The organism is Lachnoanaerobaculum sp. MSX33, from assembly GCF_000512995.1.
Classification (GTDB): Bacteria; Bacillota; Clostridia; order Lachnospirales; family Lachnospiraceae; genus Lachnoanaerobaculum.
This window is the reverse complement of record NZ_AZXX01000089.1, coordinates 90,547-105,553: the sequence shown is the minus strand read 5'-3', so window position 1 is coordinate 105,553 and position 15,007 is coordinate 90,547. Positions and strand designations below refer to the sequence as shown.

General features: G+C 37.0%; 13 protein-coding genes. 11 read left to right on the top strand and 2 right to left on the bottom strand.

Annotated features, from left to right (window positions below; all coding sequences use genetic code 11):
• Window positions 1-193 precede the first annotated feature (193 nt).
• Together HMPREF1495_RS11305 and HMPREF1495_RS11300 are read right to left on the bottom strand one after the other, a co-directional pair.
• The gene (locus tag HMPREF1495_RS11305) at window positions 194-613 is read right to left on the bottom strand and encodes a putative toxin-antitoxin system toxin component, PIN family (RefSeq protein WP_034214895.1); all 420 of its coding nucleotides are present in this window, start codon (window positions 611-613) and stop codon (window positions 194-196) included.
• On the bottom strand, window positions 610-894 hold the full coding sequence (locus HMPREF1495_RS11300) for a type II toxin-antitoxin system RelB/DinJ family antitoxin (protein ID WP_034214893.1): 285 nt from the start codon (window positions 892-894) through the stop codon (window positions 610-612). The genes HMPREF1495_RS11305 and HMPREF1495_RS11300 overlap by 4 nt, the downstream gene beginning before the upstream one ends.
• Before the next feature lie 229 nt (window positions 895-1,123).
• Here HMPREF1495_RS11300 and argC point away from each other — a divergent pair, with 229 nt between their 5' ends.
• The 11 genes from argC (at window position 1,124) to HMPREF1495_RS11245 (ending at window position 14,987) form a co-directional block, all read left to right on the top strand.
• Window positions 1,124-2,164: an N-acetyl-gamma-glutamyl-phosphate reductase gene (gene argC, locus HMPREF1495_RS11295; RefSeq protein WP_034214890.1), complete on the top strand. Its 1,041-nt coding sequence runs from the start codon at window positions 1,124-1,126 to the stop codon at window positions 2,162-2,164.
• Window positions 2,131-2,622, top strand: a complete 492-nt coding sequence (locus HMPREF1495_RS11290; RefSeq protein WP_051402831.1) for a GNAT family N-acetyltransferase — start codon at window positions 2,131-2,133, stop codon at window positions 2,620-2,622. The genes argC and HMPREF1495_RS11290 overlap by 34 nt, the downstream gene beginning before the upstream one ends.
• A 69-nt stretch (window positions 2,623-2,691) precedes the next feature.
• The gene (gene argJ, locus HMPREF1495_RS11285; RefSeq protein WP_034214887.1) at window positions 2,692-3,918 is read left to right on the top strand and encodes a bifunctional ornithine acetyltransferase/N-acetylglutamate synthase; all 1,227 of its coding nucleotides are present in this window, start codon (window positions 2,692-2,694) and stop codon (window positions 3,916-3,918) included.
• 11 nt (window positions 3,919-3,929) lie between these two features.
• On the top strand, window positions 3,930-4,796 hold the full coding sequence (gene argB, locus HMPREF1495_RS11280) for an acetylglutamate kinase (RefSeq protein ID WP_034214885.1): 867 nt from the start codon (window positions 3,930-3,932) through the stop codon (window positions 4,794-4,796).
• A complete protein-coding gene (locus HMPREF1495_RS11275) occupies window positions 4,793-5,980 on the top strand; it encodes an aspartate aminotransferase family protein (RefSeq protein WP_034214882.1) in 1,188 nt (395 codons plus the stop codon). The genes argB and HMPREF1495_RS11275 overlap by 4 nt, the downstream gene beginning before the upstream one ends.
• A 14-nt stretch (window positions 5,981-5,994) precedes the next feature.
• Entirely contained in the window at window positions 5,995-7,299 is a 1,305-nt protein-coding gene (gene glnA / locus HMPREF1495_RS11270; protein WP_034214880.1) for a type I glutamate--ammonia ligase, read from the top strand.
• 42 nt (window positions 7,300-7,341) lie between these two features.
• Window positions 7,342-7,893 (top strand): ANTAR domain-containing response regulator, encoded by a 552-nt coding sequence (locus tag HMPREF1495_RS11265; RefSeq protein WP_034214877.1) that lies wholly within the window; start codon window positions 7,342-7,344, stop codon window positions 7,891-7,893.
• 18 nt (window positions 7,894-7,911) lie between these two features.
• Window positions 7,912-8,715 carry a diaminopimelate epimerase gene (dapF, locus tag HMPREF1495_RS11260; protein WP_034214874.1) on the top strand — a complete coding sequence of 268 codons (804 nt, stop codon included), beginning with the start codon at window positions 7,912-7,914 and terminating at the stop codon, window positions 8,713-8,715.
• A 326-nt stretch (window positions 8,716-9,041) separates the two neighbouring features.
• Window positions 9,042-10,130, top strand: coding sequence for a PucR family transcriptional regulator (locus HMPREF1495_RS11255; RefSeq protein WP_007594353.1), 1,089 nt, complete (start codon window positions 9,042-9,044; stop codon window positions 10,128-10,130).
• A 103-nt stretch (window positions 10,131-10,233) separates the two neighbouring features.
• Complete coding sequence (locus tag HMPREF1495_RS11250) at window positions 10,234-11,559, top strand: S41 family peptidase (protein ID WP_007594351.1); 1,326 nt, start codon at window positions 10,234-10,236, stop codon at window positions 11,557-11,559.
• A gap of 2 nt (window positions 11,560-11,561) precedes the next feature.
• Window positions 11,562-14,987, top strand: coding sequence for a DEAD/DEAH box helicase (locus tag HMPREF1495_RS11245; RefSeq protein WP_034214872.1), 3,426 nt, complete (start codon window positions 11,562-11,564; stop codon window positions 14,985-14,987).
• The last annotated feature ends 20 nt before the right edge of the window (window positions 14,988-15,007 follow it).

The window sequence follows — 15,007 nt, the reverse complement described above, 5'->3', positions numbered from 1 at the left end:
AGGGCTTAAGACAATGAGGACACTGTAAAAGGTGTCCTTTTTTGTATGGCTTTAATTGGATTGAGACTATGTAAGATAAAGAGGGTAATAAAGTTGTTAGCTATTAAGGTTTAAAGGAAACACAGAAGACTATTTTTCGATAAATAAAAAATAAACCTGAATTATTCACGGTACAATATTTTAGTTAATTATTTTAATCCATATCTTCATTTAAAATAATATCAAGCATTTGCCTTGGAGTTACAATAAATGTCTCATTTGGAAAATGTTTTATATTTCCTGTTACCAGCCAAGATTGAGTTGATTCTCTCTGTTCCATAACAACTTCGTAGAAAAGTACATCTTTAGGATCCGGTAAATCTATATCAATATGATTTTCATTAATATACAGCCCCTTTTGTTTAAATTCATTTATAATATCATCCACGATATCGGTCGTTAAATGAAATTTTGGACACAATAAAACATTTCTATATTCTGATTCGATTTCTTTATTTAAAACAGGTATAATTTTACCATTGAAGGCAAATTCCATAATAGTTCCCGGAATAGAATTATATTTTAATACTGCAGAGACAAGAACATTAGTATCAATAACAACGAAATACTTCATAATTCTTTTCTTGCCTCTGCTATTTCTGCATTTATCTCATCAGGTGACATATCGGAAATATTATATTCCTCTGCAATCTTGCTTGCTTTTTTTATAGCACTGATTCCGGGAGTATCAGTGGCATCAAGCTTCATACTAAATGGAATACCCTGTTCCTGATTGAGTCTTGATATACACATTTTAAGATATGCCGGAAGTGTGAGACCAAGTTTATCAAGAATTTGTATAGATTTAATTTTTTCAGTGTCTTCTGTTCTAAATTGGATAAGTGTGCTTGCCATATTTAATACCTCCGAATATAAATATTCTTACATTTTTAGTATAACACTGCTGTAATCAAATGTAAATATATGATTACAAAAAGTCGAGTAGTACTCTTATTAAGTTGCTCGACTATTTTTTGTTCAAAAAATTTTATGCACAAAACCTTGATTTTATGCACAAAAAGTGTATAATTATGAAACTATAAAAGTAATTATAACAAAGTGGGAAAGGAAGAGAGGTGTTTTTATGATAAAGGTAGGTATTGTCGGAGCTACAGGATATGCAGGAGCCGAGCTTATTAGACTGTTGTTACAAAGAGATGATGTGAAAATAGTCGGATTCGGTTCAAAGAGCTTTGCAGGCGAGAGTTACTCGAAGGTATTTAGAAGTATGTATAAATATGCAGATGAAATCTGCGAAAACGACAATGTCTTTGAACTGTCAAAGAAAGCGGACATTATATTTACGGCTACACCTCAAGGCTTTCTGGCTGAGAATATAAATGATGAGGTACTTTCAAATGCCAAGATAATAGATCTTTCGGCGGACTTCAGAATAAAAGATGTGGATGTATATGAAAAGTGGTATAAGCTTGAGCACAAGTCAAAAAATCTTATAAAAGAGGCTGTATACGGCCTGCCTGAGCTTTACCGTGAAGATATAAAGAAAGCAAGGCTGATTGCAAATCCCGGTTGTTATCCGACCTGTTCGATACTTTCGTTGCAGCCGCTGTTAAAGCATAAGCTGATAGATAAAAACAGCATTATAATAGATGCAAAGTCGGGAACTTCGGGAGCCGGAAGAAGTGCGAAGGTTGACAACCTTTTTTGTGAAGTAAATGAAAATATGAAGGCCTACGGAATCGGAAGCCACAGACATACGCCTGAAATAGAAGCTCAACTTTCAAAGGCGGCAGGAGAAGATATTGTGATTAGTTTTACACCTCATCTGGTTCCTATGATGAGAGGAATTCTGGTGACTGCATATGCCGCATTGAAGTCGGGAGTAAGTGAAGAAGATATAAAAAATGCCTATGAGAGCGAGTATGCAAATGAGAAGTTTATAAGGCTTCTTAGGAAAAATGAGAATGCAGAAACAAGATTTGTTAAGGGAAGCAATTTTGTGGATATAGGCTATGTAACAGATAAGAGGACAAACAGGATAGTGGTGACCGGTGCCATTGACAACCTTATAAAGGGGGCTGCAGGTCAGGCCATCCAGAATATGAATTTAATGTTTGGGATAGATGAAGAATGTGGATTAAAAAGTTTACCGATGTCAATATGATGAAAAAAGATATAGAAATAAGGACAATGAAAATAGATGACTACACTGAGGTGATGGCTCTTTGGAAAAGTATAAAAGGATTCAGAATCAGGGCGGTTGATGATGATTTTGAACATATAAAAAGATTTCTTGACAGAAATATAGGGCTTAGTGTTGTGGCCGTAAAGAATAATCAAATAGTCGGAACCATACTTTCAGGTCATGACGGCAGACAGGCGACATTTTACCATGTATGTGTGGATTCAAAGTGCAGAGGAGAAAATATAGCCGGTAAGATGGTAAAGGAGGCCATAGAGAGGGTAAATGCCGAAGGGATAAGTAAGATAACTCTTATAGCATTCAAGCAAAATCTTGCAGGAAATATTTTTTGGAAGAGTCAAAACTGGAAACAAAATAAGGATATAAACAGCTATGAACTTGTACTGAATGAGGAAAATATATCAAGTATTGTAGCATAACCGGCTATACAAGGCTTAAAGCTTGGCATAAAGAGTATATTTAATCTTAACAATATATAAGGAGAATTTATGAAGATAATAAATGGCGGAATATGTGCACCGAATGGTTTTTTGGCAAGTGCAACAGAGGCGAATATAAAATATAAAAACAGAACAGATATGGCTATGATTTTTTCCAAAGTTCCTGCAATATCTGCAGGAGTCTACACCACAAATCTTGTAAAGGCGGTACCTGTACTTTGGGACAGAAAAATAACGGACAGTGAGACTTATGTAAATGCAATAGTTATAAATTCAGGTATTGCCAATGCCTGCACCAAGGATGAGGGGATGGAGTATTGTAAGCAGAGCGCAAAGAAAGTGGCATCCGAACTGGGAGTAGAAGAGAATTCAATACTTTTGGCATCCACAGGTGTTATAGGTATGCAGCTTCCTATAGACAAGATTTGCGCCGGAATAGAATCTCTTTCAAATTCTTTGGAGCAGAGTGAAAAGGCTGCCAATGAGGCGGCCAAGGCCATAATGACTACGGATACAGTTTCAAAGGAAATCGCGATAGAGTTTGAAATATCCGGAAAGACTGTAAAGATGGGAGCTATGTGCAAAGGTTCGGGGATGATACATCCGAATATGTGCACGATGCTCGGATTTATCACAACAGATGTGAACATCTCAAAGGAGCTTTTATTAAAGGCGCTCATAGATGATGTGGTGGATACCTTCAATATGGTAAGCGTGGACGGAGATACATCCACAAATGATTCTCTTATAATACTTGCAAACGGACTTGCGGATAATGAAAAGATAGTCTGTGAAAGCAGTGAGGAATATAAGGTATTTAAAAGCAATCTGAATTTCGTTACAACCTCTCTTTCAAAGATGATTGCAGGAGACGGTGAGGGAGCAACAGCGCTTTTTGAAGTGGTGGTAGAGGGAGCAAAGACTAAGGAGACCGCAAGAACTTTGGCAAAATCTGTAGTTACCTCATCACTTACAAAGGCGGCAATATTCGGACATGATGCCAACTGGGGAAGAATTCTTTGTGCGCTTGGCTACAGCGGCGAAAAGTTTGATCCCGACAATATGGAGCTTTACTTTGAGAGTGAAAACGGAAAGATTTTGATATATAAGGACGGTGTATCTGTAGGCTTTGATGAAGAAAAAGCAACCAAGATATTATCTGCAAAGGAAGTCAGAGCTTTGATAAAGTTAAACATGGGAGATTTTGGTGCAACGGCGTGGGGATGTGATTTGACATTTGACTATGTAAAAATAAATGCGGACTACAGAAGCTAAAGAGGTGTTTTATGGATAAATTACTTGAAAAGGCGGGGACTCTTATTGAGGCACTGCCGTATATACAGGCGTTTAATAAAAAGATAGTGGTTGTAAAGTATGGCGGTTCCGCAATGCTTGATGAGAACTTAAAGAAAAAGGTAATACAGGATATAGTGCTTTTAAAGCTTGTAGGTATGCAGCCTGTTATAGTCCACGGTGGAGGCAAGGAGATTTCCAAATGGCTTGAAAAAGTAAATATTGAACCTCATTTTGTAAACGGGTTAAGATTTACAGATGATGCAACCATGGAAGTTGTGGAAATGGTACTTAATAAAGTGAATAAAGAGCTGGTACAGATGATAGAAGAGCTTGGAATGAAGGCTGTAGGTATCAGCGGAAAGGACGGCTCACTCTTGCATTGCCATAAAAAGGAAGTGGACGGAGAGGATATAGGTCTGGTCGGAGAAGTGAGTGAGGTAAACCCCGATATTATCTTTGACCTTTTGGAAAAAGATTTTTTACCTGTTATATGCCCTGTAGGTTTTGATAAGGAGTATACAAGCTACAATGTAAATGCTGACGATGCGGCATGTGCTGTTGCAAAGGCTTTGAAGGCCGAGAAACTGGCATTTCTTACAGATGTTGAAGGTGTATACAAGGACTTTAATGACAAGAGTAGCTTGATAGAAAAGATAAGTATAAGCGAGATTGAAAAGCTTATAGAAAACGGACAGATGGGCGGAGGTATGCTGCCGAAGCTTGCAAACTGTGTGGATGCTGTAAAAAACGGAGTAAACAGGGTGACGATTGCAGACGGCAGGGTTGCACATTGCCTTTTGCTTGAGATGTTTACAAACAAGGGTATAGGTACCATGATAGTAGGAGATCAGTTATGAAGATGAAAGATTCAATAGATTGTGCCGAACAATTATTATTAAAGATATATAACAGGTATCAGGTGGTATTTGACCACGGTGACGGAATAAAGCTTTTTGATACCGACGGAAATGAATATCTGGATTTCTTTGCAGGCATTGCGGTGCAGGGACTGGGATATAATTATAAGGGAGTTAATGAAGCCCTGAAGGCTCAGGCTGATAAGCTTTGGCATATATCAAACTATTTTTATAATGAGCCTGTTATAGAGGCCGGAGAAAAGCTTATTGAAATCAGTAGGATGGAAAAGGTGTTTTTTACAAACTCAGGTACCGAGGCTATAGAGGGTGCAATAAAGATTGCAAAAAAATACGGTACAATAACCGGCGGCAGATTTGAAATAATCGCTATGGAAGGAAGCTTTCACGGCAGAAGCCTAGGTGCGCTTTCGGTAACGGGAAATGAGCATTACAGAGAGGACTTTTATCCGCTGATTCCCGGAGTAAAATTTGCAAAATATAATGATATAGAGTCTGTAAAAAAACTTGTTAGTGACAAAACCTGTGCTATAATACTTGAGACGGTACAGGGTGAGGGTGGAATTCATCCTGCAACGAAAGAGTTCCTTGAGGGTATCAAAAAGCTTACAGATGAACATGATTTGATACTGATTTTTGATGAGATTCAATGTGGAATGGGAAGAACAGGACAGTATTTTGCCTGGCAGGAATACGGCATCAAGCCTGATGTTATGACGGCGGCAAAGGCACTTGGTAACGGTGTGCCTATAGGTGCCTTTTTGACATCGGGTAAGGCAAGCGATGTATTAAAGCCGGGAGATCACGGTTCCACATATGGAGGAAATCCTTTGGTATGTGCGGTGGTATCCAAGGTGCTGGATATCTTTAAGGAAGATTACATAACAGGAAATGTAAAAGCAGTGGGAGATTATCTCAAAGAAAAACTTGAGGGTATGGTAGAGGAATATCCTTTTATAAAGGAAGTCAGAGGAAAGGGATTGCTTCTCGGTATGGAGTTTGACAGATCTGTGGCCGATATTATAAAGCATGCGCTTCTTGATGAGAAGATGGTACTTATCAATGCCGGAAGCAATGTTTTGAGATTTATCCCGCCGCTTATTATTTCAAAAGAAGATGTTGATGATGCACTCGAAAGGTTAAAAAGGGTGCTTAATAAGTTTTAAAGAAAAGGTGAGCAATGACGAAGGAAGAGATTTTTGCCATAGTTGAAGAGGAAGATGTAGAATTTATCAGATTGCAGTTTACCGATATTTTCGGAACTTTGAAAAATATCGCAATAACTGCAAGCCAGCTTGAGGATGCCATGGAAAACAGGATCCTTTTTGACGGTTCAAGTGTGAAGGGATTTGCACCTATAGAAGATTCGGATTTGTATTTGCATCCGGATCTTTCTACCTTTTGTATATTTCCATGGAGGCCGCAGCAGGGAAAGGTTGCAAGATTTATCTGCAATATTCACAGAACGGACGGAAGCATTTTTGAAGCTGACCCGAGGGCAGTATTACTTGATGCATATGATAAAGCAAGGCAGTCGGGACTTAATATATTTATTGAAGCCGAGTGCGAATTCTTTTTGCTTAACACTGATGATAAAGGTGAAGTGAGTTTGAATGTAAAGGAAAAGGCCAGCTATTTTGATATCGGACCTCTTGATATGTCTGAAAATATCAGAAGAGATATTGTGCTGACTTTGGAAGAGATGGGTATAAAGATAAAGTCTTCACATCATGAGATAGCAAAGGCTCAGCATGAGATAGATTTTACGGATCAGGATGCGCTAAAATGTGCCGATGCCATTCAGACATTCAGAATGGCGGTAAAAACTTTGGCAAAAAGACATGGTCTCAGTGCTTCCTTTATGCCGAAACTTTTTGAGAATGAAAACGGAAGCGGAATGCATTTTAAAATTTCCGTCTTTGACGATAACGGAAAAAATATATTTGAAGATAATGCAATGCTAAGTTCAAAGGCAAAATCAACAATTGCGGGAATTCTTCATCATGCAAGGGAATTATCACTTATAAATAATCCTTTGGTAAATTCTTATAAGAGATTGAAGCCGAATTTTGATGCACCGGTATATGTGTCGTGGAGCTCAAATTCAAACAGAAGTGCTCTTCTTAGAATACCGACAGAAAGAAACAATCAGATAAAACTTGAACTTAGAAGCCCGGATTCCGCTACAAATCCGTATCTTTGTATTGCAATGCTGATATATTCAATAATTGACGGGATTGAAAATAATATGGAGCTTGAAGATGCCATTAATGAAAATATGTACTCGGGAAAAAATTATACTATTAAAAAGCTTCCGGATACATTAAGTGAGGCAATAGATGAATTTGAAAATTCAAATTTTGTGAAGGAAAAACTTGGAGCTCAAATATTTGATGAGTACATAGAGGCAAAGAAAATCGAGTGGAACGAATTTAACAATGCTATAACAGACTGGGAGATTAAGAAATATCTGGAAAGATTCTAGTAAAGAACTTTTTTAGTTTTTAATCAAGGAGAAAGGACAGTGATGTCAGATATAATCATTGCATTTCCAAATCCTAGTGACAGCAAGGTTTTGAGGTCGATTTTGATAAAAAACGGATATTCTATTGTCGGAGTGGTGGCATCAGGTGCTCAGGCAATAAATCTGTCTGACGATATTGATTATGGCATTGTGGTCTGTGCTTATCAGCTTAATGATATGCAATATATGGAGATTAAGGAGAATATGAATGAAACCTGCGAGCTTTTGCTGGTATGTTCACCCGGTAAGCTTGATGAAAACCCGGATGAAGATATAAACTTTTTACCGATGCCTTTTAAAGTAATAGAATTGGTAAAAAAGGTGAGTGAAATATCGGATAAACTTTATTATGAGAGAAAAAGAAAGAAAAAGCAGGAAGAGCGTGGCAGCAAGAATTTTATGGCTATACAAAAAGCCAAGGAACTTTTGATAAAGTATAAGAATATGACAGAGCCTGAGGCGCATAAATATTTGCAGATCAGCAGTATGAAAAACGGAGAAACCATTATCAATACGGCAAAAAAGATTTGTTTGTTATATGGTGGTAAGGAATAAATATAGATGGAGAATTTTATGAAGTTTGTAAAAATGCAGGGAGCGGGAAACGACTATGTATATGTGGACTGCTTCAAGGAAAAGGTGGAAAATCCAAGTGAGGTTGCTATAAAGGTAAGTGACAGACATTTCGGTATCGGCAGTGACGGTCTGATACTTATATGCCCTTCGGATATAGCGGATGTAAAGATGGATATGTACAATGCCGACGGAAGTAGGGGGCTTATGTGTGGAAACGGCTCAAGATGTGTGGCAAAATATGTATACGACCATGGCTATGTGAAGTCTGAAAAGTTTACCATGGAAACAGGCGCAGGCATTAAGTACATTGAAGTGGAACCAAAAGACGGTGTTGCCGAATATATTAATGTAAATATGGGCAAGGCAAAAATTACATCGGATTTTCCTGAGAAGATATTGATAAACGGTGAAGAGAAAGAGTTTATAGGAGTGGATATAGGAAATCCGCACGCCGTATATTATGTAGATTCTTTGAAAGAACTTAAAGAGATGAATCTTGAAAATGTCGGCGAGTACTATGAGAAACATGAGAGATTTCCGCAAAAGGTAAATTCCGAATTTATCTATATAGAAGACAGAAAGAATATTCATATGAGAGTATGGGAGAGAGGATCCGGAGAAACTCTTGCCTGCGGCACGGGAGCATGTGCAAGTGCGTTTGCCACAATGAAAAGAGGATTATGTGAAACTACCGTAAGAGTTCACCTGCTTGGAGGAAATCTTGACATCAGTCTTGTCGGTGATGAGATATATATGAGAGGTAAGGCCGAGTATGTATTTACCGGTGAAATAAACTTTTAAAGTTTTTATATAATATCTACAATAAGTGAAAACGGCACATGACGTTCTTTATAGATATGGTAAATTTTTAATAGAACACTCGTATACCCTATTATGTATGGGCAAAATTACATAAACAAATTAAAAAAATCGTATTTCCTATTGATTTACTTGTGATAATGCATTATTATTTATGTGAAACTTGTTAATATCTGCTATCAGGTATTTAGAGCAGATCGGATTCGAAAATTAATTGTTGTCAAATATGACGGCTGATTAATGACTGTCTCATTCTGATTTTTGTATGAGATGGTAGAGAAAAGTAATAGAGTAAAGGAGATAATTATATGATCTCAAACCAGATTCTTCAAAATACCATAGATGGTTTAAAGAGTATTACGAGAACAGAACTTTGTGTTTGTGACATTGAGGGTAAGGTTTTAGCAACAACTTTTGCCGAGGCCGATACTTACGGATTACAGGTAAGTACATTTGCGAGTTCTCTCGCAGACTCTCAGGCAATAGGAGGATTCCAGTTTTTTAAGATTTTTGATGAGCATCAGCTTGAGTATGTTCTTATGGTTGAGGGAACAACCGATGACACCTATATGGTGGGAAGAATGGCATCATTCCAGGTAGAGAACCTTCTTATAGCGTATAAGGAGAGATTTGATAAAGACAACTTTATAAAGAATCTCTTGCTTGACAATTTGCTGCTTGTAGATATCTACAACAGAGCAAAGAAATTACATATCGAGACTACTGTAAGAAGAGTGGTATATATCATTGAAACAAAGAATGAGAGAGATGTATCAAGCCTTGAAGCTGTAAAAGCTCTTTTTGCATCAAGAAATAAGGACTTTGTTACGGCTGTTGATGAGAGAGATATCATTCTTGTAAAAGAGATGAAGGAAGGATCTGCATACGAGGATTTGGACAGGGTGGCAAGATCTGTTATAGATGAGCTTAATTCTATCGGAATCTTGAACGTTACAGTTGCTTACGGAACTATAGTAAATGAGATCAAAGAGGTGTCAAAGTCTTATAAAGAAGCTAAGATGGCACTTGATGTAGGTAAGATATTCTATGCTGCAGAGAACATTGTTGCATATTCAAGACTTGGAATAGGAAGACTTATTTATCAGTTACCTATACCTCTTTGCAAGATGTTTATCAAGGAGATATTTGACGGAAAGAATCCTGAGGATCTTGATGAAGAGACACTTACTACAATCAACAAATTCTTTGAAAACAGTCTGAATGTATCCGAAACATCAAGACAGCTCTTTATCCATAGAAATACTTTGGTATATCGTTTGGATAAGCTTCAAAAGAGTACAGGACTTGACCTTAGAATGTTTGAGGATGCAATCACCTTTAAGATCGCATTGATGGTTGTAAAGTATATGTCATACATGGATAAACTCGGCTACTAAGTTTGAAAATAAAATTTAATAAATTAGTATATGGGGAGATTTATATCTCCCCTTTATTTTTAATGTGTGATATAGTAGGGGATAGAGAAAATGGAGGTGTTATATGTTTGAGCATCGTGAAATAGATGACTATGAGAAATATATCAATGAAAGACAACAAGGAAGAGCCGGTGCAAACGGTTCCGGCCTAAGAGATGATAGGAATCGGGAAAGAAATCAAAAAAGAAAAGGGAGAATGAACGGGGTTATAGGATTTATTCTGGGAATCATGACATCGTTTGTTTTGGTATATGTAGGATTTGCTTTTGCATTCAATAACGGAAATGTACTTTCGCTGTTTTTAAAGAGAAACAGTAAGCTGGACTATAAAAAAATAGAAGAAAAGACATCGGTTTTACAAAATATCATAGACAGGTATTTTCTGTTTGATGAAGATATGACAAAGTTGGAAGACGGTATTTACGCCGGAATGATGAACGGACTTGGAGATCCTTATACGGTATATTATACAAAGGAGGAATACAAGGCGCTCAATGAAGATACCGAGGGTAAGTACTCAGGTATTGGTGCCGTGGTTTCACAAAATCCGAATACCAAGATTATCACCATTGTAAAGATATTTGATAACAGTCCGGCAAATGATGCGGGGCTTCAGGTCGGAGATATTATCTATAAAATAGACGGTGAAGAAGTTGCCGGAACGGATATGGATATACTTGTAAAGACCAAAATCAGAGGTGAAGAGGGCACAAGTTTTAAAATGACAGTCCTCAGAGGTGATGAAAGAAAAGAAGTTGAACTTGACCTTACAAGAAGATCTATAGAGGTGGAGACCGTAGCAGGTAAAATGCTTGATAACAATATCGGCTATATAGCTGTAAGTCAGTTTGATGCGGTTACCTCGGAGCAGTTTAAATCAAATATAGAGTCGTTGCAGTCACAGGGAATGACAAAGCTGATAGTGGACCTTCGTGGAAACCCGGGAGGATTGCTTGATCAGGTGGTGGATATGCTTGATTATATACTGCCTGACGGATTGGTTTTATATACGGAAGACAAGTACGGAAAAAGAGAGGAGTATTATTCTGACGGAAGTCATGAGTTAAAGATTCCTATGGTTGTACTTGTAAATGAGAACTCGGCATCCGCATCGGAAGTTTTTACAGCCACATTCAGAGACTTTGAGTGGGGTACAGTGGTAGGAAAAACCACATTCGGTAAGGGTATAGTACAAAATGTACTTCCACTTGGAGACGGTACGGCAGTTAAAATTACTACACAGCATTACTATCCTCCGTCAGGTTATGACTTACATAAGGTAGGAATAAAGCCTGATTTAGAGGTGGATTTAAATGAAGGTGCAAAGATAGGAACTGATTCCGACAATCAGCTTAGTGCTGCTATTGATATATTAAAGAATGAGGAATAAAAATGGATTTTCGTTTTCTTGACGGCGTGAAAACAGCCGCTGATTTAAAAAAAGAAAAAGAAGATATGGAAAATATAAAGGCGGATATGATATCCGCTTCGGATACGGAAGAGAAAAAGGCTATTTATAAATACTTCGACGGAGAGGCTATTATAGATAGCCTTTCTATGTCTGCCGATACTGCAAAGAAGGCTAAAGAGCTGATAAAAAACAATCAGGTACGTTTGACTGAAGTAAGCGACGGTATAATATCATATGGAAATGCATACGGATATTATACTCAGGATCCTAACGTTTGCGGAATAGCGGTTGCAAAGGTTGAATCATCTGAAAATTGCAAAGTGGATATAGAGTTTGGCAAAGACAGATTAAAAAGAGCATATTGTAGTTGTTCGAAATGTTCTGATAAAAACAGAATCAGAGGGTACCTTAATGATACAAGGAACTGCGAACATGTGGTTGCAACGGTGTTTCTTTTAAATGCATATTTAGACAGCCATGAGCTGGGGGATGAAACAAATTACTTCGGGGAAGCTTTTCTTTCGCATTTTGATGAAGAAACCGACATTAATGAAGAACCTGTACATATAGTACCTAAGCTTATAATGTCGTATAAGAGCGAGTATGATACAAGCTTATATATACAGTTTAAAATCGGCAGAAAAAAGCTTGTGCAGATAAAAAGTTACAGGAATTTTGTTGATGCACTAAGAGATAATGAAATTTATCCTCTTGGTAAAAACGACAGTGTTAAGCTTGGATATGGGGCATTTGACGATAAGAGTATAAAGTATGTAAAGTTTATTGAAGGACTTGTGGATACAGAGGCCTCTATAAGCTATAAACTGCTTGATTATGTAAAGACAGGCCTAAATGTATCGAAAATACCGGTAGACGGAGCAAATATAGATGATATTTACAACTTACTTGTCGGAGAAAAAGTAGAGCTGACAACAGAGTACTTCTCAAAGAAAACCGTTACAGATATTGAACTTAGAGATTTCAATGAAAAGATTACTATCGGGATAAATTCTATTTATGACAGAGATCTGTTTGCAGGTATAAACCTGGAAGTGGATTTTCCTCTGTCGTTTATATCAAACAATTATGTATACTGCATTAAAGATAATTATCTTAACAGATGTGATGAAAATCTTTTGAAGATATTTAAAGCAATGAATGAGTCAGGGTACGGATATCGGGAGATAAAGATAGGAAGAAAAAATATAGGCAGGTTTTATTCCAATGTATTGCCAAGTATAAAAGATTATGCGAATATAGTAGATAATGCTCCCGAGGCAATAAGTTTTGTGCCTGAAAAGCCGGAGATTACATATTATCTTGATATGGAAGATAACATTGTAACGGGAAGAGCGGAAGCAACTTATACCGGCGGCAGAGTGGATATTTTATCGGGGAAAATATTTGAAAGAAATGATAATGAGCTTTTAAGAAATCAAAAACGGGAAGAAAAGGCTATAGAGGCTTTAAAAATATATCTTCCCAATGAGGATAAGCAAAATTTCCTTAGTGCAGAGACAGAAGAGGAACTTTATGAGCTGAAGGTTTCGGGTATTGATAAATTAAATAAATATGGGAAGGTACTTGGAAGCGAAGCTTTCAATAATATCAGAGTATACAAAAAGCCTGCTGCCGGAGTGGGAGTATCTGTAAATTCAAATCTTTTGCAACTGGAATTCTTATCAGATGATATGAGTGTAGAGGAACTTGCAAATATTGTTACAAGTTACAGAAAAAAGAAAAAATATTATCGTTTAAAGAGCGGAGCTTTTATAAATATGGATTCCGAGTACATGAAGAATTTCAATGAGATGCTGAATGTACTGGAAATTTCTCCGAAAGATTTGAGAACCGGTGCACTTACAGTTCCTTTGTATCGTTCACTCTATATTGATGAAATGATGGAAGCGCATAATGAACTGGTAGAAAGAAGAGATGAGAGTTTTGTAAAACTGATTGAGAAATTTGACAATATAAAATCCATAGACTTTGTTCCGCCGGATGAAGTGTCAAATGTTTTAAGGAAATATCAAAAAGAAGGCTTTAAATGGTTGCGTTCCGTGGAAGAGCTGGGATTTGGCGGGATTTTGGCAGATGATATGGGACTTGGAAAGACTCTGCAGATTATATCTCTTTTGATAGATGCAAAAAAGAACGGAAGACTTAAAAAAGCTCTTATAGTATGTCCGGCATCTTTAGTATATAATTGGAGTGAGGAAATATCAAAATTTGATACAAAGGGTGAACTTAGAGTATGTGTACTTGCAGCCGCCAAAGAAGAAAGGCAAAAAAGTATTGAAGAGCATGAAGATTTTGATATCTATATAAGTTCTTATGATACCTTAAGAAGAGATATTTCACTGTATCATGATATGAGATTTTCTCATCAGATAATTGATGAGGCCCAGTTTATAAAAAATCAAAATACCGGAGTTGCAAAAGCGGTAAAAACTGTGAAAGCTGATGTAAAGTATGCTTTGACCGGAACACCGATAGAGAACAGATTAAGTGAGCTTTGGAGTATTTTTGATTATATAATGCCGGGATTTTTGTACAGTTATAATTCATTCAAATCAAAGTATGAAAATACTATAGTAAAAGACGGTAATGATGAAAGCGCAAAGCTTCTTTCAAAGATGATCAGTCCTTTTGTACTTAGAAGGCTTAAGTCCGAGGTGGCAACGGATTTGCCGGATAAGATAGAAGAAGTCAGAGTATCAAGATTTGATAAAAAGCAGCAGTTGGCATATGATACCGAACTTACCAAACTGAAAAATGTATTAAACGGCAATGAAGAATATAACAGTTCAAAGATGATAATATTGTCGGAGATTACAAAGTTAAGACAAATCTGCTGCGATCCGGGGCTTATTTTTGAAGATTATACCGGAGATTCAGCAAAACTTGAAACCTGCATCGATCTTGTAAAAAGCGGTATAGAAGCAGGACATAAAATTCTTTTATTTTCACAATTTACTTCAATGCTTGATATAATAAAGAAGAGATTTGAAGAAGAAAATATAAGCAGCTATGTTATTACAGGTTCTACAAGTAAAGAAAAAAGAATCAAGCTTGTAAATGATTTTAATAATGACGATACAAATGTATTCCTTATTTCATTGAAAGCGGGAGGTACCGGTCTTAATCTTGTAGGTGCCGACATAGTTATTCACTATGATCCGTGGTGGAATTTTGCGGCACAAAATCAGGCCACAGACAGAGCCCACAGAATAGGGCAAAAAAATAAAGTAACGGTTTACAGACTTATTGCAAAGGGAACTATAGAAGAGAAGATAGTTAAGCTTCAAGAGTCAAAGAAGGATTTGGCTGACAGAGTATTAAACTTTGAAGAGGGCATATCCTTGGCAAATATTTCAAAAGAGGAATTGCTTGAGCTTTTGGGATAAGTCTTAAGATAGGGGGAATC

Bases quoted from the DNA above. Each gene is read 5' to 3' on its own strand.
- HMPREF1495_RS11305 (WP_034214895.1), bottom strand. From the start codon at position 613: ATGAAGTATTTCGTTGTTATTGATACTAATGTTCTTGTCTCTGCAGTA.
- HMPREF1495_RS11300 (WP_034214893.1), bottom strand. From the start codon at position 894: ATGGCAAGCACACTTATCCAATTTAGAACAGAAGACACTGAAAAAATT.
- argC (WP_034214890.1), top strand. From the start codon at position 1,124: ATGATAAAGGTAGGTATTGTCGGAGCTACAGGATATGCAGGAGCCGAG.
- HMPREF1495_RS11290 (WP_051402831.1), top strand. From the start codon at position 2,131: ATGTGGATTAAAAAGTTTACCGATGTCAATATGATGAAAAAAGATATA.
- argJ (WP_034214887.1), top strand. From the start codon at position 2,692: ATGAAGATAATAAATGGCGGAATATGTGCACCGAATGGTTTTTTGGCA.
- argB (WP_034214885.1), top strand. From the start codon at position 3,930: ATGGATAAATTACTTGAAAAGGCGGGGACTCTTATTGAGGCACTGCCG.
- HMPREF1495_RS11275 (WP_034214882.1), top strand. From the start codon at position 4,793: ATGAAGATGAAAGATTCAATAGATTGTGCCGAACAATTATTATTAAAG.
- glnA (WP_034214880.1), top strand. From the start codon at position 5,995: ATGACGAAGGAAGAGATTTTTGCCATAGTTGAAGAGGAAGATGTAGAA.
- HMPREF1495_RS11265 (WP_034214877.1), top strand. From the start codon at position 7,342: ATGTCAGATATAATCATTGCATTTCCAAATCCTAGTGACAGCAAGGTT.
- dapF (WP_034214874.1), top strand. From the start codon at position 7,912: ATGAAGTTTGTAAAAATGCAGGGAGCGGGAAACGACTATGTATATGTG.
- HMPREF1495_RS11255 (WP_007594353.1), top strand. From the start codon at position 9,042: ATGATCTCAAACCAGATTCTTCAAAATACCATAGATGGTTTAAAGAGT.
- HMPREF1495_RS11250 (WP_007594351.1), top strand. From the start codon at position 10,234: ATGTTTGAGCATCGTGAAATAGATGACTATGAGAAATATATCAATGAA.
- HMPREF1495_RS11245 (WP_034214872.1), top strand. From the start codon at position 11,562: ATGGATTTTCGTTTTCTTGACGGCGTGAAAACAGCCGCTGATTTAAAA.